Annotated in this window: 17 protein-coding genes and 1 pseudogene; 10 read left to right on the plus strand and 8 right to left on the minus strand. The window is 43.8% G+C overall.

Annotation, left to right across the window (positions count from 1 at the left end):
* The first annotated feature begins 11 nt into the window (after positions 1-11).
* Positions 12-2678, plus strand: a complete 2667-nt coding sequence (gene glnD, locus FTU87_RS08805) for a [protein-PII] uridylyltransferase (protein ID WP_005097404.1) — start codon at positions 12-14, stop codon at positions 2676-2678.
* 23 nt (positions 2679-2701) lie between these two features.
* Positions 2702-3871, plus strand: a complete 1170-nt coding sequence (gene dapC, locus FTU87_RS08810; protein ID WP_180097020.1) for a succinyldiaminopimelate transaminase — start codon at positions 2702-2704, stop codon at positions 3869-3871.
* Positions 3872-3973: 102 nt separating this feature from the next.
* Here the strand turns inward: dapC and FTU87_RS08815 are convergent, their stop codons facing one another.
* Together FTU87_RS08815 and msrB are read right to left on the minus strand one after the other, a co-directional pair.
* Positions 3974-4450, minus strand: coding sequence for a glutathione peroxidase (locus FTU87_RS08815; RefSeq protein WP_100328997.1), 477 nt, complete (start codon positions 4448-4450; stop codon positions 3974-3976).
* Positions 4447-4866 (minus strand): peptide-methionine (R)-S-oxide reductase MsrB, encoded by a 420-nt coding sequence (gene msrB, locus FTU87_RS08820; protein ID WP_004645533.1) that lies wholly within the window; start codon positions 4864-4866, stop codon positions 4447-4449. Before msrB ends, FTU87_RS08815 begins: the two co-directional genes overlap by 4 nt.
* A gap of 228 nt (positions 4867-5094) precedes the next feature.
* On the opposite strand from msrB, the gene FTU87_RS08825 reads away from it, so the two are divergent.
* Positions 5095-6525, plus strand: a complete 1431-nt coding sequence (locus FTU87_RS08825) for a pyridoxal phosphate-dependent aminotransferase (protein ID WP_180097022.1) — start codon at positions 5095-5097, stop codon at positions 6523-6525.
* A gap of 217 nt (positions 6526-6742) precedes the next feature.
* A complete protein-coding gene (locus tag FTU87_RS08830) occupies positions 6743-7954 on the plus strand; it encodes a YbfB/YjiJ family MFS transporter (protein WP_180097024.1) in 1212 nt (403 codons plus the stop codon).
* Here FTU87_RS08830 and FTU87_RS08835 read toward each other — a convergent pair.
* From FTU87_RS08835 to FTU87_RS15140, 3 genes and pseudogenes are all read right to left on the minus strand, one after another.
* Positions 7933-8493 (minus strand): M23 family metallopeptidase, encoded by a 561-nt coding sequence (locus FTU87_RS08835; RefSeq protein WP_074383288.1) that lies wholly within the window; start codon positions 8491-8493, stop codon positions 7933-7935. The genes FTU87_RS08830 and FTU87_RS08835 overlap by 22 nt on opposite strands.
* 145 nt (positions 8494-8638) lie before the next feature.
* Complete coding sequence (locus tag FTU87_RS15135; RefSeq protein WP_005097413.1) at positions 8639-8767, minus strand: hypothetical protein; 129 nt, start codon at positions 8765-8767, stop codon at positions 8639-8641.
* A gap of 603 nt (positions 8768-9370) precedes the next feature.
* Positions 9371-9534 (minus strand): annotated as a pseudogene (locus FTU87_RS15140) (NADP-dependent isocitrate dehydrogenase); the annotation flags it as partial.
* Between the two features lie 195 nt (positions 9535-9729).
* Here FTU87_RS15140 and FTU87_RS08840 point away from each other — a divergent pair.
* Positions 9730-10518 (plus strand): rRNA large subunit pseudouridine synthase E, encoded by a 789-nt coding sequence (locus FTU87_RS08840; protein WP_005170277.1) that lies wholly within the window; start codon positions 9730-9732, stop codon positions 10516-10518.
* Here the strand turns inward: FTU87_RS08840 and FTU87_RS08845 are convergent.
* A complete protein-coding gene (locus FTU87_RS08845) occupies positions 10515-11900 on the minus strand; it encodes a heavy metal sensor histidine kinase (protein ID WP_100534789.1) in 1386 nt (461 codons plus the stop codon). The two genes, FTU87_RS08840 and FTU87_RS08845, sit on opposite strands and share 4 nt — an antisense overlap.
* Positions 11897-12568: a heavy metal response regulator transcription factor gene (locus FTU87_RS08850; protein ID WP_180097026.1), complete on the minus strand. Its 672-nt coding sequence runs from the start codon at positions 12566-12568 to the stop codon at positions 11897-11899. The genes FTU87_RS08845 and FTU87_RS08850 overlap by 4 nt, the downstream gene beginning before the upstream one ends.
* Positions 12569-12688: 120 nt before the next feature.
* Here FTU87_RS08850 and FTU87_RS08855 point away from each other — a divergent pair, with 120 nt between their 5' ends.
* The 3 genes from FTU87_RS08855 to paaI all read left to right on the plus strand — a co-directional run bounded on the left by FTU87_RS08855 (position 12689) and on the right by paaI (position 14174).
* Positions 12689-13186, plus strand: coding sequence for a heme-binding protein (locus FTU87_RS08855; protein WP_100355845.1), 498 nt, complete (start codon positions 12689-12691; stop codon positions 13184-13186).
* A 69-nt stretch (positions 13187-13255) separates the two neighbouring features.
* Positions 13256-13654: a hydroxyisourate hydrolase gene (gene uraH, locus FTU87_RS08860; protein WP_100355846.1), complete on the plus strand. Its 399-nt coding sequence runs from the start codon at positions 13256-13258 to the stop codon at positions 13652-13654.
* 127 nt (positions 13655-13781) lie between these two features.
* Positions 13782-14174 carry a hydroxyphenylacetyl-CoA thioesterase PaaI gene (gene paaI, locus FTU87_RS08865; RefSeq protein WP_180040825.1) on the plus strand — a complete coding sequence of 131 codons (393 nt, stop codon included), beginning with the start codon at positions 13782-13784 and terminating at the stop codon, positions 14172-14174.
* Between the two features lie 65 nt (positions 14175-14239).
* Here paaI and FTU87_RS08870 read toward each other — a convergent pair whose 3' ends face one another.
* A complete protein-coding gene (locus FTU87_RS08870; protein ID WP_180097028.1) occupies positions 14240-15943 on the minus strand; it encodes a M61 family metallopeptidase in 1704 nt (567 codons plus the stop codon).
* Positions 15944-16118: 175 nt separating this feature from the next.
* Here FTU87_RS08870 and FTU87_RS08875 point away from each other — a divergent pair, with 175 nt between their 5' ends.
* Both FTU87_RS08875 and FTU87_RS08880 read left to right on the plus strand, forming a co-directional pair.
* Positions 16119-17432, plus strand: a complete 1314-nt coding sequence (locus tag FTU87_RS08875) for a D-alanyl-D-alanine carboxypeptidase PBP6B (protein WP_180097030.1) — start codon at positions 16119-16121, stop codon at positions 17430-17432.
* Between the two features lie 243 nt (positions 17433-17675).
* The gene (locus FTU87_RS08880; protein WP_180097032.1) at positions 17676-18962 is read left to right on the plus strand and encodes an NAD(P)/FAD-dependent oxidoreductase; all 1287 of its coding nucleotides are present in this window, start codon (positions 17676-17678) and stop codon (positions 18960-18962) included.
* The last annotated feature ends 70 nt before the right edge of the window (positions 18963-19032 follow it).

The raw sequence follows: 19032 nt of genomic DNA on the forward strand, positions 1-19032 counted from the left end.
GACCACTGTTCATGATCAATACCTTACCTCTGCTGAATTACATTAAAAGTAACCATGACATTAAAGCCATCAATCAATGGCGTAGTGATGTCGAAAATCAGCTACAGGAGAGTTTTGAAAATGGACAGTCGATTCGGGATATTATTCTGGCACGTTCCAATCTGATTGATGAAGCACTGCAATTTCTCTGGAAATATGCCGAACTGGATCAAACCGATTTGGCCCTGTTTGCTGTCGGAGGTTATGGTCGCCGTGAAATGCTGCCTTATTCTGATGTCGACCTCATGATCCTGTCAGAAGACGAGATTAGTCCAGAGCAGGAACAGCTGATTTCTACCTTCATTTCATTACTCTGGGATGTCGGTAATTTCAAACCGGGGATCAGCGTGCGTACCATCAATGATTGTGTCAGTCAGGCCAGTAGTGATCTCACCGTTGCCACTACGCTAATCGAAGCACGCCTGATTATTGGCAATGAGAACCTGTGCAAATGGCCACGGCGCATCGTGTCACGCACCTGGACCGATAAAACCTTCTTTGATGCCAAAATGGATGAGCAGCATAAACGCTATGCTCAGCACAACAATACCGAAAGCAATCTGGAACCGGATATTAAAAATGCACCGGGCGGTATCCGCGACATCAACCAAATCGGCTGGATTGCCAAACGACATTTCCGCGTCAACCGGATTTATGATCTGGTACATCTGGGTTTTATTTCAGAATTTGAACTGGGTGTGCTCGAAGAAGCTGAAAGTTTTCTCTGGGAGATTCGCCATCACCTGCACCGCCTGACCAAGCGTGACGAAAACCGCTTATTGTTCGATTATCAGCGTGATATTGCAGCTAAATTCGGCTATGTGCGTGATGAGGCGCATCATCCGAACTATCCGATCGAACAGTTCATGAAGCGCTATTATCGCAGCGCACAGCAAGTCTCTACACTCAATGAAATGCTGCTGGCCTACTTCAATGAATCTGTGATTACCCCACGTTTACCGCAATATGAACGCCAGATTGAGGAAATTAATGAAAATTTCAAACTGGTCGATGGCAAGTTAGCAGTTCAGCATCACAAGATTTTCTCGGAAAATCCAAGCGCGATTCTGGAAATTTTCTATCTGCTGGCCAATCGTCCTGAAATTCAGGGCATTCGTGCGCGTACCTTACGCCTGCTGACCTTGGCAGGAAAACGCATTGATCAGGATTTTCGTGATAATCCGGTGCATCAGGCGCTGTTTATGGCGATTATCCGCTCACCGCATCGGCTCTACGATACCCTAGTGACGATGAAGCGTTATGGCGTACTGGGTAATTACATCCCGGCCTTTGGGCAGATTCTGGGCCTGATGCAATATGACCTGTTCCATATCTATACGGTCGATGCACATACCTTATTGTTGCTACGCAATTTAAATCGCTTTAAAGCACCTGAATTTGCCAAGGAATTTCCTGTGGTCAGTTCAGTGTTCCAGCGCCTGACCCGTCGTGACATTGTATATCTGGCAGCTCTTTTTCATGATATTGCCAAAGGTCGTGGCGGTGATCATAGTGAGCTTGGAGCAGCCGATGCCATTAAATTCTGCCGTAGCCATGGCTTTACCGAACGCGAAAGTAATCTGGTGGCCTGGCTGATCCAGAATCATCTGGTGATGTCTGTGACTGCGCAGAAAAAAGATATTTCCGACCCGGATGTGGTCAAAGAATTCGCAGAAAAAATGGGCGATATGGAGCATCTGGATTATCTGTATACCCTGACAGTTGCTGATATCAATGCCACCAATCCCAAGCTCTGGAATACCTGGCGCGCATCCTTGATGCGTCAGCTCTATACTCAGGCGCGTGATGTGATCCGTTCTGGTCTCGGCCGTCCGGTCGATTATCAGATGCTGATTGAAGACACCAAGTTTGAAGCCAGTGAACGTCTGGTCGAGCATTTCTCGCTCTATGATGTTGAAAAAGTCTGGCAGGAACTGGGTGATGATTATTTCCTGAAAGAAACCGCGGATGAAATTGCCTGGCATACCCGCGCCATTTTACAACATGGCGATAATCCTGCGCCTTTGGTGCTGATGCGGGCGCATCGAAAATATGCTCAGGATGCGGTACAGATCTTTATTTATACTCAGGATAAACCGAACCTGTTTGCGACCACAGTTGCCATTCTGGATCGTATGAATCTGGATGTTCAAGATGCGCGGATTATTACCGCGACCAAAGCTTTTAGTCTGGATACCTATGTGGTGCTGGATCGCTTTGGTACCTTACTCACCGACCCTGAACGGGAAGCCACCGTCATTGAAGCCCTGAAAGACGCTTTGAGCCATTCAGATGAATATCCGGGTCTGATGCAACGCCGCATTCCGCGTCAACTCCGTCATTTCGATATTGAAAATACAGTCGATATTACGATGAATGCGGCTCTGGATCAGAATATGGTCGAAATTGCGACTCTGGATCATCCTGGTTTACTTGCCAAAATTGGCGGTTTATTTATGATGCAAGGGCTGGATATCCACTCTGCCAAAATTGCCACACTTGGCGAACGTGCTGAAGATATTTTCTTTGTCACCAAAAAAAATGGCATCCCGATGAGCCCGACTGAGTCTCAAGAATTTGCAGCTGCACTCAAAGCTGCCCTGGATGAGGCTTCACATCAGGTCAGCGGTCAACACTAACACTCTGCTCGGTAACACATTTCATGAACTCTAGCTTGTCTTTATTGCACCCTTATCCCTTTGAAAAGTTAAATCGGCTTTTTGCGGATATCCAGCCTGCAAATATGCCATTAATTCCCCTGTCGATTGGCGAACCAAAGCATCCTGCACCGGAGTTTGTGAAACAGGCGATTATTGATAACTTCAAACATTTATCGACTTATCCCAACAGTAAAGGTCTTCCCGAACTACGTGAAAGTATTGCCAACTGGTTAAGCCGCCGCTTTAAGCTGAATAGCATCAGTGCAGACAGCAATATCCTGCCCGTTTCCGGTACACGTGAAGCAATTTTCTCTTTTGTACAAGCCTTGGTGAACCGAGAAGAGGCACCTTATGTGGTGATGCCGAACCCGTTCTACCAGATTTATGAAGGTGCGACGCTGCTCGCAGGTGCCAAACCTTACTTCATCAACTGTACTGAGGAAAATAATTACCTCGGTGACTTTGATGCCGTTCCAGCAGAAGTCTGGGAAAAAACCGCATTATTATTTGTCTGCACGCCGGGCAATCCAACGGGTGCAGTGCTGTCTAAAGAACAGTTTAAAAAGCTGATTGCGCTGTCAGATCAATACAACTTTGTCATTGCTTCAGATGAATGCTATTCGGAATTGTGGTTTGATCAGGCACCCGCGGGTTTACTGGAAGTCTGTGCTGAAATCGGTCGTGATGACTATAAAAACTGTGTGGTATTCCACTCGCTGTCTAAACGTTCCAACCTGCCGGGCATGCGTTCAGGTTTTGTTGCCGGTGATGCCAGCCTGTTAAAACCTTATTTGCAATATCGTACTTACCACGGCGCAGCGATGCCGGTACAACATCAACTGGCTTCAATCGCTGCCTGGGATGATGAAGCGCATGTGGAAGAAAACCGGGTGCAATACCGTGCCAAGTTTGATTTATTTCAACAGGAACTCGGACATTTATTGCCACTCAAAAAACCGGATGCAGGTTTCTATTACTGGTTAAAAGTTGACAATGATGAAGCCTTTGCTAAACGCCTGATGGAAGAAGCACATATTAAAGTACTTCCGGGTCGTTATTTATCCCGCGATACTGAACAGGGTAATCCGGGTGAAAATCATGTACGTCTAGCACTTGTGGCCGATCTGGCGCAATGTGAAGAAGTCATTCAACGCCTGAAAGCCATTCTCTAAGTTTTAATCAAAACTAAAAAACCCACTGGTTTAAAGTGGGTTTTTTACTTGAAATCAGATGAGTTCTATTTTTATCTCATACTGAGAAAATAACACAGAGTCTTACAACACTTTTGCAATTTCATCTTCAAGCTCTTCAGGCTTGGTGGTCGGAGCAAAACGGTTCAATACCTTGCCATCACGGCCGATCAGGAATTTGGTAAAATTCCATTTAATTCCATTGCCTAAAATACCTTTGGAATTATTGGTTAAATAGCGAAAAATGGCGTGCGCTTCAGGGCCTTTGACATCCACCTTGGAAAACATCGGGAAAGATACCCCGTAATTCTTCTGGCAAAATTCACCAATCTGTTCATTGGAACCCGGATCTTGACCACCAAACTGATTGCATGGAAATCCCAAAATTTCCAGACCTTGATCTTTATATTTTTCGTAAAGTTTTTCTAATCCTGAAAACTGTGGGGTAAAACCACACTTACTCGCTGTATTGACGATCAAAAGTACCTTGCCTTCGTAATCTGCAAGTGGCTTGCTTTTGCCATCTAACAATTCAGCTTCAAACTGATAAATGCTGGTCATGGATAGGTTTCCTCATCATTTTTTTCTTGTGTTTCTAAGTCCAAAGAAGCCGAGTTGACACAATAACGTAAGCCCGTCGGCTCTGGACCATCCGGGAAAACATGCCCTAAATGTGCGTCACAATGATGACAAACAATCTCAGTTCTGACCATTCCGTGTGAAGTATCAGGTAATTCTTCTACCACCGAACTGCTGACGGGACGGTAGAAACTTGGCCAGCCACAGCCGCTGTCATACTTGGTCTCAGACGAGAACAGTGGCGTGCCGCAGCAACGGCATACATAGGTGCCATCTTGCTTGGTATTCCAGTATTTTCCAGTAAATGCCGGCTCGGTTCCCTTCTCGCGCGTAATGCGAAACTCCTCAGGTGATAACTCTCTTTGCCATTCCCGGTCTGATTTATTGAGTTTTCCCATGATCACATACCTTTTTATCTTGCTATTTAAAATAGGATAATCCTATATTTACGTGATTCATTTTAAAAATTCTAGTCTTTATTCAACATTTTACAAAAGACATATAATGCCTAAAAAAGCAAAAAGAAAGCAAATATAAAAATAAAAGTAAGCAATTTTTACATTAAATGTTTTTTAGTGAGCAAATTTAATGGTATTCTTAGCTCTAAATTTGCTCAGGATTAAAAAATGTCGCAAAAAAAGAGCGTAATTTTTAAAAATCTGCTGCCTGTGATCAAACAATATCAGCAGCTTGGATTTACGCATGAAAAAATTGTTGCACTACTTCGAGATGAACATGATCTCGATCTAGTCACAACTGAGACATTTAAAAGTTATTTATACCGTTATGCAAAAGTGACCTCCACTCTTTCCGAGAACATCAAAATGCCGAACACTCTCCAAACCCCTCGCGAAATTAAGAAATCGTCTAAGCTCGAGCATGTTTGCTACGACATTCGCGGGCCTGTGTTACGAGCGGCCATCGAGATGGAAGAAGCGGGTCATAAGATTATCAAACTGAACATCGGTAACCCCGCCCCATTCGGTTTTGAAGCGCCGCAAGAAATTATCAACGATGTGGCTTTAAACCTGCCGAATGCGATTGGCTACACGGATTCCAAAGGGATTTTCCCGGCGCGTAAGGCGATCTGTCAGTATTATCAGCAAAAAGGCATTCTGGATATGCACGTCAATGACGTTTATATCGGTAATGGTGTCTCTGAACTGATTGTCATGGCCATGCAGGGCCTATTGGATGATGGCGATGAAATGCTGATTCCAATGCCGGATTATCCGCTTTGGACTGCGGCAGTCAATCTGTCTGGCGGTACGGCGATTCATTATAAATGTGATGAAGAAAATCACTGGTATCCCGACATTGTCGATATGGAAAGTAAAATCACGCCAAATACCCGTGGTATTGTGATTATTAATCCAAACAACCCGACCGGTTCGGTTTATCCGCGTCATGTCTTGCAACAGATCGTGGACTTGGCCAAGAAGTATGACCTGATTTTATTTGCTGACGAAATCTATGACAAAATCATCTATGACGGTATCGAGCATGTCGCTGTAGCTGCCTTGGCAGGTGATCAGATTTGTGTATCATTTAACGGTTTATCAAAGGCTTATCGTATTGCTGGCTTCCGTTCTGGCTGGATGGCCATTACCGGCAATAAAACACGTGCAGCAGACTATATCGAAGGTCTGGACATGCTGGCATCTATGCGCCTGTGTGCCAACCATCAGGCGCAATATGCAATTCAGACTGCACTGGGCGGCTATCAGTCCATTAATGACCTGATTCGTCCGGGTGGCCGTTTGTATGAACAGCGTAATATTGCCTGGGAAATGCTGAACGAGATTCCTGGGGTGTCCTGTGTCAAGCCTGAGGGTGCGATGTACTGCTTCCCGAAACTGGATCCGAACGTTTATCCAATTCAGGACGATGAAAAGCTGATGCTGGACTTGTTACGTGCCGAGAAAGTACTTCTGGTTCAAGGTACAGGCTTTAACTGGCCGACACCGGATCATTTTCGTGTGGTGTTCCTGCCGGCTGAAAATGAACTGCGTGAAGCCCTTACCCGTGTTGGCCGTTTCCTGGCCAAGATGCGTTAACTCCTGAAATAGACAACATAAAAAAAACCGCATTTCTGAATGCGGTTTTTTTATTTCTCTCCATATTCAAAGTTTCGACTTATAACATTTTAAAAAGTACAAAGACTTCCTGAAGCACAAATTCCTGCACTCAACGGTTTCTTATCAAGTGATTTCTCCTTAATCACGAAGATTCATGTTATTTTTTAACCAAATATAAAACTTTATGAGCACACGGATGTCCTCACACACAATTAAACTCAGCCTGTTTCTCTGCCTTAGTATGTGCTTGGGGATTGGCATTCTTCGTTTCTCTTATACTGCGCTGTTACCCGGCACACGAGAAGCCTTTGGCTGGAGTACAGATTTTGCCGGGCTTTTGGGCAGTGCCAATTTACTGGGCTATTTAATTGGTGCCTATACCGCCATGCGTCTGCCTCAAGACCGCAGTATGAGCAGGTATATTCAAATTTCAGCTTTTGCCGGTATGTTCAGTCTGATGTGCTGTGCATTTTCTGGTTTCTCTGAAGTTTGGTATATCGTCTGGCGCGTGATTTCAGGAATCAGCGGCGGGCTGATGATGATCTTATCGCCAAGTGTAGTTGCGCAGTGCTGTGAACTTCAGGATCGTCTTAAAATCAACTTTATCGGTTTTAGCGGAATCGGATTAGGTGTATTAATTGTAACCCTGTTTCTGCCTTATCTGGATCAGATTTCCATACAGACTGCCTGGCTGATCTTATGTGGCTTTGCCCTGCTCATTTGTCTATGTTTAAGTGGACTTATCCAAAAATTTAAGCCTTATTTGTCCGTACAAGCACCTTCGACTACCTCCAAGATATCTTTGAATAGCGTCTTTTATAGCTTACTGGCTGTCTACGCGTGTAGCGCCTTTGCTTATATACCGCATTCGCTCTTCTGGATTGATTATTTAAGCCAGCAGTTGGAATTGAGCTTGTTCTGGATTAACTTCAATTGGATTCTTTATGGATTTGGTAGTGCTTTAGGTGCCTTCAGTGCTTATGCACTGGCCAGAAAATTCGGTAATTTTGCTGCCCTAAAAATTCTTTATAGTCTTTATATTGTGGCTATTTTTATTGCGACTCTAGAGGGCCAAGCATTGCTCACGTTGAGCTCTTCCTTTTTGACCGGCATGCTAAACCCTGCTGTGGTCTTCCTGACCTCTTATACCATTTTGCAACTGTATGGGCTGGTGTATAAAAAACTCTGGAGCATTGCCACCTTGTGTTTCGCCTCTGTTCAGCTGATTGGCGGACTCAGTTTTAGTGCGCTGCAATATTTTGGTTTGAGCTATCATCAACAGTTCATATTAGCTGCATTTGTTCTTTTATTAGGAACATTGCAATTATTCTGGTGTACCCGTCCTGCCAGATTCACTCCTGAAACACAACCCCATCCAGTTTCTGCTCAAGGAGAAGGCACGAAATAAGGATATGGATTGGTCGCCCCTTGCCCGCTCAGATAAATCCCGTAATGTAGATGTGGCGGAGTATTTTTGGCATTTCCAGTATTGCCGACATAGGCAATCACTTCGCCCGCTTCCACCCAGTCGCCTTCCTGAATATGCTCAGCATAATCATTCAGATGCGCATAGTAATGCTGACTCATATCAGGCCCTGTCACCCAGATAACTTTCCCACCCAGATTATTGGTGCCAATTTTACGTACAATCCCTTGGGTGGCACTTAAGACAGGTGTGCCACGTCGAGCAAAAATATCTGTCCCTTCATGTTTACGGCCTGCACTGCGCGCGGCTCCCCACGTATCATTAATTTGACGGACTGTAATACCTTCGACCGGAATCTGTAACGGTGCTTCTAATTGAGTCTTTTTCAGTTGCCAATAAAGATAAGGACTTTTCCATCCTGCTGCTTCACCTGAAGGTGGTGGCTGACAGGCGGTCAAGACAAAGCATACAGATAAAATTAAGCTTAAAATCCGAAAAAATTTCACCAATATTATTCGCATTTATTTTAGAAAGATGGTTTTTATCTTAAGCAGAACAGCACAATTTAAAGTCGTAATCTTGTAATTTTTTGAATGATATTTTTATAAAATCAATGATATAACAACGCCCTTATTTAAGGGCGTTGTTATGGAAGGTAGCTAGGAATTACTTACGTTTTTTTGCACGGGAGGGTTTCGCTGGTTGTTGCTGTTGCTGTTGTTGCTCTTCAGTCTGAGCGCTGTCCTGCTTGTCCTTTTGTTGGACCTGCTTATGTTTCGCTTTAGATTTGGCCATATTATGTACTCCTTCGGAGAAACGTCTCTATCACTGGAAGTTCCATTGATCACTCTAACGTTTTTGGAAAATATGCCAATCATCGAGCTGTATCCAAATACGTCAATGTAATAATAGGTTGGCTAAGTGATTCAACTCAGAACAAATCCTGTTCTGGCTCACTACAATCTTTACGCAAAGTTGCAGCTTGATACTCATTTTAACTTTTGGGCGTTTATCAATCAGAATTTAAGAAAATTTAATCCCCCCTGAGAAACCTGCGATTAATATAGGTTTTAATTAGGAGAATCAGGCTTTAATGAGTTAAGTATATCTGCAATAGTAGGATGATCAAATTCAAAAAAAGCTCGCAGTCTTGCGCTTGACCTCCAGCGCAAGACTGCGTGAATGTTCGCTCTTTGGCTATTTTTATAGCTAAAATCTTCTTTATGATCAGGTCAGGACTTCTTTCTAGTAGTTCATGTTTAACGCACAACTTAGTTCAAGGTGATTCTAGTCATGTCCATTTTTTCTCTTTGATTAACTTGATAACCTTTTTTACTTCTGACAGATTCGATATCTATCTGATCCAAGCATTTGAGGGCTTACTACTCTATGCTTTTAAACTGCAACATCTACCACAGCCTGCATCGTTGGTGTAATATCAGCACCAATTTCATTCCCTTTGATACATGGGACAATTGGATTATTTGCTAGGTTGAGGGACAGGTTTGCATTAACGGTAATTTGGCACCATCCGCAGGTACTACGATCTTTTGATATTCTATTCTTCATATTTTTCCGAATGCTACTGACAAACCTAAAAATAATTGCCAATTAGGCAATACTTTCAACTGTTCTTAACGCATAATATTCTAATCCAGATTCGTTGTTTTTGAGATTTATACGGGAAATAACCAAATTTCCCTTTAAAATAAGCCTCTACATTTTTTAAGTTTATGTAATTATAGAAGTTATTTCCTATGAAAATCGTCATTTTAAACAAACCCTATGACGTCCTCTCCCAATTCCGCCCAGATGAAAAACACCAAACCATGGCTGATTTCATCGACGACAAAGATTTACGTCTTGCTGGTCGTCTGGACATGGACTCAGAAGGTCTGGTTTTTTTAACAGATCACGGTGGTCTGAACCAGTACATCACCAATCCTGCCAATAAAAAGTTTAAAACCTATATGGTGCAGGTTGATGGTGATGTCACCGAAGAAGCACTTGAGCAGCTTCGTAAAGGTGTGGAACTTAAAGATGGCATGACCCTTCCAGCCAAAGCTGAAAAAGTATCTGAACCGGAATGGTTGTGGGAGCGTAATCCTCCTGTACGTTTCCGTGCATCTGTCCCAACGTCTTGGGTTGAGATTTCAATTTGTGAAGGCCGTAACCGTCAGGTTCGTCGTATGACCTCTGCAGTGGGCTTCCCTACACTGCGTTTAATCCGTACTAAAATTGGTGATATTGACCTTGTACGTATGGATATTAAACCGGGTGAAACCAAAGAAATTGAACCTTTACTTTATCCAGATTTCCAGAATGTTCCTGCTGAAGAGCCATACCGTTCACGTTCTTATGTGAAAAAACCGGGTGGTACGGGTGGTAAGCCAATGGTTCGCAAGAACAAAGATGGTTCAGTGAAAAAGTCAGGTACCAAACGTATCTGGCAAATGGACGAAAGCGAAAAGCCGAAACGTCGTACCAATGGTACAACTCGTCCAAATACCAAAGCACCTCGTGGTCGCGGACGCGGTCGTGGTTAAAACCCAGTCTGCTCATCAGGTAGGGACAGGCTAAAGATCACGCCAGACGGTGTATTTTCTACAGTTGTCTGCCCCTGATGGAGCTGCATGATCGACTGTACAATGGCAAGGCCCAGACCACCCGTCTGGGCTTTTTCGTGCCGGCTGTCATCGATCTGATAAAAACGCTCAAATAAATGCGGATGGTGCTGCTCTGCAATCCAGACTTCTGGCGTCAACACTGATATTTTAATCCTGTGGTTGAGTCGCTGTGCAGACACAATAATCTCACTCCCAGGCTGACCATAAGTAATGGCATTGCTGATCAGATTGGCGACTGCGCGCTGTAACAATACGGTGCTGGCTGTCAGACTTAAATCTGGCGGAACATCCACTTTTAAATGCATCTGCTTCTCTTCGGCCAGAAAGCTGAAGTACTCAAGCAATTCTTGCAGCATGTCATTTAGATTGAAATGCTGTTTTTCAATCGCATATCCGCCATGTTCTACCCGGGCGATAAACAGCATACTTTCAATCATCTGGCTCAGGCGTTCGTATTCTTCCAAGTTGGAATAGAGCAGATTTTCCAGTTCAGCAGGTTCGCGCGACCGCGATAACAGAATCTGTGTCTGCCCGATTAAATTGTTTAATGGGGTGCGAAGTTCGTGTGAAATATCCTCAGAAAAACGTGCCAGCTGCTGATACGCAGCCTGAATATTAGCGAGCATATCGTTCATGGCCTGACGCAGCTCTTGAACCTCAAGCGTATTACTCTGAACATCGATGTGCTGATTGGGCTGCTGAATATTGACCTGTGCTGTAGCCAGCATCAACTGGCGCATGGACTTGAGAATATAGCGTCCTGCCAGCCAGGCCATCAAGGTCGAGAGCAGTATGCCAAGCAGACTATAGAGCACCAGTTTTGATAAATAGCTTGCCAGTATCCTTTGTCCCTCTGCCAGCTGCTTACCAGCCACCAGTTGATAACTGCGACCATCAAACTGCACCTGTTTAAAAGCCAGTCGTGTCGAAGGCTGTTCAGCCTGATTATTCTGAAACTGTAAGGCAGAGGTATAGTGCAATGCCGGAATATGAATCTGCAAAGGATTGATTTCAATCAAGCGATTATTCTGATGTTGCAGCAGCAGTAGATTATCTTCTTGCCCCAGCATGTTTTCATATAATTTGGGATGCTGAACCAAAAGCTCGAAACTCTGGGCATCTTCAAGAAATATTTCAATTCGGGAAATACGTGCAGCCAGTGCCTGATCCTGCTGAGCCTGAATCATCTGTTGCATATTTTGATAAGACAGTAACGCCACACTCAAAAAAACCACGCAGGACACCAGTGCAAACGCAATACTCAAGCGTGTTGCCAGCGGTAATAAGATAGGATTGTTCATGGGCATTCATCAAGTTTATAACCCATGCCACGTACGGTATGAATCAGTTTTGGCGTGTAATGATCATCAATTTTGCTCCGCAGCCTGCGAATGGCCACATCCACCACATTGGTATCGGTATTAAAATTGATATTCCAGACCATGGAGGCAATCTGGCTCCGGGTCATCACCTGCCCCTGATGCTCCATCAACAGTTGCAACAGCGCAAATTCTTTCTGGCTTAATTCGATCTTTTGTTCATTACGATATACTTCATGCTTTAGGCGGTTCAATACCAGACCTGCAACCTGATAGGCCTCCTGCTCCAGTCGCGGCACACGGCGCAACAGACTTTTGATCCGGGCCAGTAACTCAATATAGGAAAAAGGTTTGGTCAGATAATCATCGGCGCCAAGCTCCAGGCCTTTCACCCGATCCAGCACATGATCGCGTGCAGTGAGCATCAATACCGGAATCTGGCTAAAAGTTCGCAAGGTTTTCAGCACCTGCCAGCCGTCCAGATCTGGCAGCATTACATCCAGCAGTACCAGATCAAATGACTGTTGCTGCAAACAGGCCAATGCCAACACGCCATTTTCAGCAATGGCCGTGCTATAACCTGACTCACTCAGTCCTTTTGCCAGATATTCAGCAATCTTGACTTCATCTTCTACAATTAAAATATGCATGTCAGTAGTTTAGCTGTTTTTAGCTATGCCTAGATTACAAATTGGTAATCTGATTGTCATGCTGCACTGGCGTATTTCTTTCTACAATAGCAACAGTATTCAATTGCATGAATGACAAGTATGAAAAATTCAATCGCCAAAACAACCCTAGCCTTGTTCAGCAGCTCATTACTACTCAGCTCACTGGCACATGCAGAATTAAAAACAGCACCTGTCATGTCGCTAGAAGCAGCAAAGCTTATGGCCAGCAATGTCATGTTGGCCTGCCAGAAACAGGCCAAGCCCGCAGCAGTCGTGGTTCTGGATCAGGGTGGTAATCTGCTGGCTAGTCAACGCCATGAATCTGTCGGCATTCACAACCTGATCGCAGCAGAACGCAAGGCCTTTACCGCGTATTCAACGAAAACCAGTACGCTGGATTTTATGCGCAATGCCCAGAACAATCCGGACGCACAGAACCTGAATAGTTTGCCTGAACTGCTGTTACTGGGCGGCGGTGTACCTGTTATGTACCAGAATCATATTTTAGGTGCTGTAGGTGTTGCGGGTGCAGGCGGTTCGGAACAGGATCATCAATGTGCCAATAGCGGCATTCAAAGCACTTTAAAACAGCTTTAATCTATTTAAATAAGTCTTATTGGTTTCTTTTATTCAATATTACTTCATCCATCTACTGAGGAATACAACATGAAAAAAATCCTGCTAGCAACCCTTGCGAGCACCGCAGCCACGCTTTCCTTTGCACAGAATCCACTTAGTGTGCATGTTCTGAATCAGGAAACAGGTTTACCTTCCGCAAATATTGCAGTTACTTTGGAAGCACAGCAAGGTGAGAAATGGGTCAAGCTCAATGAAGCTGAAACAGATCAAAATGGCCGTATTAAAGAGCTATATCCAAAAGATACCAATCTGCAAAAGGGTATTTATAAAGTGACCTTTAAAACGGGTGACTGGTTTAAGGCCAATAATCAGCGGACATTCTTCCCTGAAGTACCGGTGGTCTTTATGATTGATGGTGCTTTAGAGCATTATCATATTCCACTGTTATTGAGCTCTTATGGTTATTCGACTTATCGCGGTAACTAAGCTCTTTCACTTAAGGCCCATCTTATTGGGCCTTATTCTTTTACTTGTTATTCTTGTGCTGGAATGCTATTTATGATTCATATAATTTATATTTTAAAATAAAACGTATCTAAAAAGGAGTTTTGCAATGGATCAGCAAGTCAGCCAGATGTTTAATCAGGACCGGTTAATTCAGCATCTTGGTGCTCATCTGGTTTCTTATAACCACAATTATGCAAAGATCGAATTAAAGGTGACTGAACAGCATTTACAGGGTCATCAGACCTGTAACGGCGCAGTGATTTTCGCGCTTGCAGATGCGGCATTTGCCATTGCCTGTAATACAGGTGAACATCCGGCTGTTGGTCAGCATTGTGGAATTCATTACTTAAAACCGGCAGTTCTTGGCGATACATTGACTGCTGTAGCAGAACATAGGGCCAGCAGTGGCCGTAGCGGAATTTACGATATTCAGGTGATAAATCAGCATGATCAAATTGTGGCAGAGTTCCGCGGTACATCTCGACTGATCATCAGATAATTTTCAAAACTTGATGCAATAAAAAACCGATGCCTAAGCATCGGTTTTTAAAGTTTGAAATTTAATTAAGCTTTCAACCACTTTTCAGCTTTAGTCTGATCTTCAATTTTCAGTTCAACTTCGGTCAGTTCAGAACCGCCTGCCTGAACGTCAAAACTCATTAGCTCGTCACGACGAAAAGCATGCATGGTATAAACACCTTCCTGTTTTGCATAACTTTCTATTAACTTCATCGTTGCTTTTAAACCATCAACGGCAATAATCACATCATTGGCAGAAAGGCCAGCTACTACAGCAGTACTATCACGACGCGCCGACTGAACCAGTACACCTTCCGGCTTATCTACCAGTTTTAAACCGAAAGGCAATGACTTGTCATTTTTCAGGTTATAACCGATACCAAACTCAGGCAATAACTGATCCAGTGGCAATTCATCTGTGGTATTAATCAAGTGATTAATCTGCTCTGACCAATCATCACCGGTCAGCTCTTTGCATAATTCAAAGATGGTACGTTCATGCACCTGAACACCCTTTTGTGCATTTTCATACAAACGGCGCATCAAGGCATCCAGACTTGAACCGCGTAAACGCAAACCTAAGTCTAGGCACAATGCAACCAAACAACCTTTGTTGTAATAGCTGGTGCCGGCATTATTCGAATTTTCATCCTGACGGTAGAATTTCACCCAGGCATCAAAACTGGATTCAGACACCGACTGAATCGCACGACCTGGATTCTGCAAGTAACGATCAATCTGCGCTTTTAACAAGCTGATATATGATTCCTGATTAATCACGCCACTGCGTAGCAAAATCAAATCATCATAATAAGAAGTGAAGCCTTCAAAGATCCACAGCAAAGACGTATAGCCTTCACGGTTCAAATCATAATTGACAAAATTTTCAGGGCGAATAAATTTCACCAACCAAGAATGGAAATATTCATGGCTACATAGGCCGAGGAAACGCTGATAATCTTTGGAAGGTTCTTCAGGCTCATTGGCCTTCGGCAAGTCATCGCGCGGTGAAATCAGGCTGGTCGAGTTTGGATGTTCCAGACCACCATAACTATTTCCGGTTGCCATGGTCATAAAAGTATAGTCAGCAAATGGCGCTGAACCGAACATGGAGATTTCTATGCTACAGATTTTCTCAATGTCCTGCTGCATACGTGCTACATTCATCGCATGCTTGCCGGACACCACAAACTCATGCGGAATACCATTCGCTTCAAAACTGAAACGGGTTTGCTCTGCCAGTTCAAACGGTGCATCAATCAATTCAGCATAGTTTTTGGCTTTCAGGGTGAAACGGCCCTTGACCAGACTTTTGGATTGCATACCGGTTGCCAGTTGGAAATGCTTTAACTCATCTGGCAGAAAGATTTCTAATTCAATCTCTTTATTTTCCTGACCTTCTAGCCCCAAGCATGCACAGGCCGGGTTGACATAGAGACGGTTTTGATCCACATATGCACCACGAACAGACAGGTCGTAGGCATAGACATCATATTCAACCGTAATCAGCTCATGATCGGTATTGAATAAACGCCATTTGTTCTTTTCAAATTTCTGGATTTGCAGTTGACGTCCATCTTCATCATAAGCTTTGACCGCCTCAATGTGTTTGGAAAACTCTCGAATCAAATAACTTCCCGGAATCCAGGTCGGTAATGATAAGATCTGCGTCGGGTCTGCCAGAAAGCGAACAGTCACGTGAATAAGGTGCTGACGATAATCGTCAAATTCGATTTGATAATGCAACATAATGGGCGATATAAAATGAAAATAAATGAGGTATAGCTTAGCTTAGCATTTTTTAAGCCAAGATGGTTTAGCTGTCTTATTTGTCTACATTTACGACTAGCTATCTGTATAAAAAAGGCATAGCATGCCTGAAAATTTAATCGTTCAACGCCCGACGGGTTATTAAGGAACACCCTTGAAATACATCATCTCACTGATTGCGGTATTCAGCTTATTTATTTCTGCATTTTCACATGCTGCCTTACTCAACATTCTGCCTGAAAGCGTTGAAGCTGAAGCCTGGACTATTCTGGATTCACAGTCTGGTCAAGTCATTGCAGAACACAATGCCGATGTGCAACGTGCGCCGGCTTCGCTGACCAAAATGATGGTGGCTTATATTGCCTTAAAGGAAATTGAGGCCGGAAAATTAGATAAAAATGAAGTTTTAACTGCCACATCTGTGGTTAAAAATGTCATGTGGGATGAATCACAGATGTATCTGAAAGAAGGTGATCTGATTACAGTCGATCAGCTTCTGGCGGGTTTGATTATCATGTCTGCCAATGATGCAGCGTTGACGCTGGCTGAGAAAATCTCGGGGAGTGTTCCCCAGTTTGTAGAACGGATGAATCAGGAAGCCAAAGCACTGGGCATGCAGCATAGCAATTTCCAGAATCCGGCCGGCATTACCATGCCCGAGCATTATTCGACTGCTGCCGATTTGGCCCGACTCTCTATGGCGGTGGTGAATGAAACCCCGGATTATCTGTATTATTCCAAACAGCCAAGTTTCACTTATAACCAGCATTTTCATCGTGCCACCAACCGTGTACTTCAGGTCGACCCAAGCGTAGATGGTTTAAAAACCGGTTTTACCCGTGCGGCCGGTTATAACCTGGCGCTGACAGCCAATCGTGTTACAGCAGACTTTGAAATGCCGAAGCGCCGTCTGATTGTGGTAGTGCTAGGCACTAAAAGCGCCACAAAGCGCGCTGAGATATCGCATAAACTGATGAATCTGGCTTATACCTATACCCGCAATGAAGTCGCGATCAAAGATCAGCAACTGTTGGCTGAGTTGCCTGTGATTAAATCCACTTTAAAAATGTTTAAAGTGCAAACCAAGCAGCCGCAGATTATCACCACCTCGCTTTATGATCAGAGCTATAGCATTGACCTGAATCAGTTTGATCAGGCCCATCAGCGCGTCATGCTAAATACAGGTGATGACGCTTTAAAAAGTATCGAGCCACTTCAGGAAACCCAGACCCATATCAATGTTGAAATGAAGGCATCTGAACTCATTGCACCCTTAGCCAGCATGATGCCTTTGGCCACGATTCAGATTTATCAAAATAATCAGTTAATTCGCACCATTCAAATTGAAGATCATGTCGAAATTGAAGAAGCCACCCCATTGCAGAAGTTCTTTAGCTGGCTGCAAGGTTTATTCAGTTTCTTTTCAGACTCAACACCCGGCGTAAAACTGTATCCTCTAGATCAATAATCCTCTCAATATCAAGTAATTCTTCAAGCTAGAAGCGCTGATGTAGCCTTCTAGCTGATTCATGATCTATCCCAAATGAGGCACCCCGCCCGAAACGCAGCAATTATTACCCGCTCTCACAGAATTGCTACGTTTTGTAATGTGTATAACAATTTTAATCAAGACGCGATTTAGCACATGCCATAGTATATTTTCTCTCTATTTCTCTTATTTTTATTAAAAAAATAAACAGGTTAAGAACGCATGACAGTACATAAAATCGTGATTGTGGGTGGTGGCGCTGGTGGTCTGGAACTGGCGACACAACTGGGTAATAGCCTGGGTAAAAACGGCAAAGCCCAGATTATTTTGATTGATCAAAAACTGACACATCTCTGGAAACCGCTGCTACATGAAGTCGCCGCAGGTACCTTAAATCCACATCAGCAAGAAACCAATTATTTTGCCCATTCTGCCGCGCATCATTATGAATTTGTTTTGGGGACATTCACCAGTCTGGATCGCGAAGCGAAACAGATCATCGTCGAAACAGAATATTTCTCTAAAAAGAGTGAGCCCAAGAAAAATCAGCGCATTGGCTATGACACACTGGTACTGGCTTTAGGTTCAACCTCAAATGACTTTAATACCGAAGGGGTCAAACAGTTCTGTCATTTTCTCGACAGCCGGCAGCAGGCAGATATCTTTCAGCAGGATCTGCTGCACCTGTATTTAAATGCTCAACATGAGACTTCAAGCCGTGAGCTGAATATTGCTATTATTGGTGCCGGTGCGACTGGGGTAGAACTGGCAGCGGAGCTGGTAGAAGCCAAACAGAATTTCTTTCAATATGGCTTAAACAAGGTCGATCCCAACAAAGTCAAAATCACCTTGATTGAAGCCGCGGATCGTATTCTGACTGCACTCTCGCCTAAAGTTGCTGCAAATACCATGAAACAGTTAGAACAGTTCGGTATTGAAGTCTTGACCAGTCATCGAGTGGCCAAGGTCGATGAAGACAAGATTTATTTTGCCGATGGTTCCAGTCTGGATGCTGAAATCAAAGTCTGGGCCGCAGGGATCAAAGCACCGGAAGTCTTGGCACAACTCGACGATATAGAAAAAGACCATATTCATCGGCTCAAAGTTTATGCCACGCTGCAAACCAAATCTGATCCAAGTATTTTTGCATTTGGTGATTGTGCGCATTGCCAGCCTGCGGCAGATCAACCGGTATTAGGGCCGCGTGCTCAAGTGGCCAGCCAGCAAGCCAGCTTTCTGGCCAATGCTTTAAAAGCCCATGTCAATGGAGATAGCTATTTGCCGATGTTTAAATTTTCTGACAAGGGCTCCCTGATTTCCTTAAGTCAGAATAAAGCTGTGGGGGAATTGCTGGGTCAGGTCAATGTGCAAGGCCTTGTCGCCAAAACAATGTATGTCTCTTTATACCGGATTCATCAGGCGGCCATTCATGGTTATGCTCATGCCGGTATTTTGACTGCAAAAGATTTAGTTACACGAAAAATCTCTCCAAAGCTGAAATTGCATTGAAATTCCAGAATTTGGCCCAATCAATGAAAAAATCGTCAATAAAATTGTCAAATTGCGTTTTTTTGCTAAT

The organism is Acinetobacter sp. YH12156, assembly GCF_013418235.1.
In the GTDB taxonomy this organism is placed as follows: Bacteria; Pseudomonadota; Gammaproteobacteria; order Pseudomonadales; family Moraxellaceae; genus Acinetobacter; species Acinetobacter pseudolwoffii.

Bases quoted from the DNA above. Each gene is read 5' to 3' on its own strand.
- FTU87_RS08830 (WP_180097024.1), top strand. From the start codon at position 6,743: ATGTCCTCACACACAATTAAACTCAGCCTGTTTCTCTGCCTTAGTATG.
- FTU87_RS08880 (WP_180097032.1), top strand. From the start codon at position 17,676: ATGACAGTACATAAAATCGTGATTGTGGGTGGTGGCGCTGGTGGTCTG.
- FTU87_RS08825 (WP_180097022.1), top strand. From the start codon at position 5,095: ATGTCGCAAAAAAAGAGCGTAATTTTTAAAAATCTGCTGCCTGTGATC.
- uraH (WP_100355846.1), top strand. From the start codon at position 13,256: ATGAAAAAAATCCTGCTAGCAACCCTTGCGAGCACCGCAGCCACGCTT.
- dapC (WP_180097020.1), top strand. From the start codon at position 2,702: ATGAACTCTAGCTTGTCTTTATTGCACCCTTATCCCTTTGAAAAGTTA.
- FTU87_RS08835 (WP_074383288.1), bottom strand. From the start codon at position 8,493: ATGCGAATAATATTGGTGAAATTTTTTCGGATTTTAAGCTTAATTTTA.
- FTU87_RS08815 (WP_100328997.1), bottom strand. From the start codon at position 4,450: ATGACCAGCATTTATCAGTTTGAAGCTGAATTGTTAGATGGCAAAAGC.
- FTU87_RS15135 (WP_005097413.1), bottom strand. From the start codon at position 8,767: ATGGCCAAATCTAAAGCGAAACATAAGCAGGTCCAACAAAAGGACAAG.
- FTU87_RS08840 (WP_005170277.1), top strand. From the start codon at position 9,730: ATGAAAATCGTCATTTTAAACAAACCCTATGACGTCCTCTCCCAATTC.
- glnD (WP_005097404.1), top strand. From the start codon at position 12: ATGATCAATACCTTACCTCTGCTGAATTACATTAAAAGTAACCATGAC.
- FTU87_RS08850 (WP_180097026.1), bottom strand. From the start codon at position 12,568: ATGCATATTTTAATTGTAGAAGATGAAGTCAAGATTGCTGAATATCTG.
- paaI (WP_180040825.1), top strand. From the start codon at position 13,782: ATGGATCAGCAAGTCAGCCAGATGTTTAATCAGGACCGGTTAATTCAG.
- FTU87_RS08855 (WP_100355845.1), top strand. From the start codon at position 12,689: ATGAAAAATTCAATCGCCAAAACAACCCTAGCCTTGTTCAGCAGCTCA.
- msrB (WP_004645533.1), bottom strand. From the start codon at position 4,866: ATGGGAAAACTCAATAAATCAGACCGGGAATGGCAAAGAGAGTTATCA.
- FTU87_RS08845 (WP_100534789.1), bottom strand. From the start codon at position 11,900: ATGAACAATCCTATCTTATTACCGCTGGCAACACGCTTGAGTATTGCG.
- FTU87_RS08870 (WP_180097028.1), bottom strand. From the start codon at position 15,943: ATGTTGCATTATCAAATCGAATTTGACGATTATCGTCAGCACCTTATT.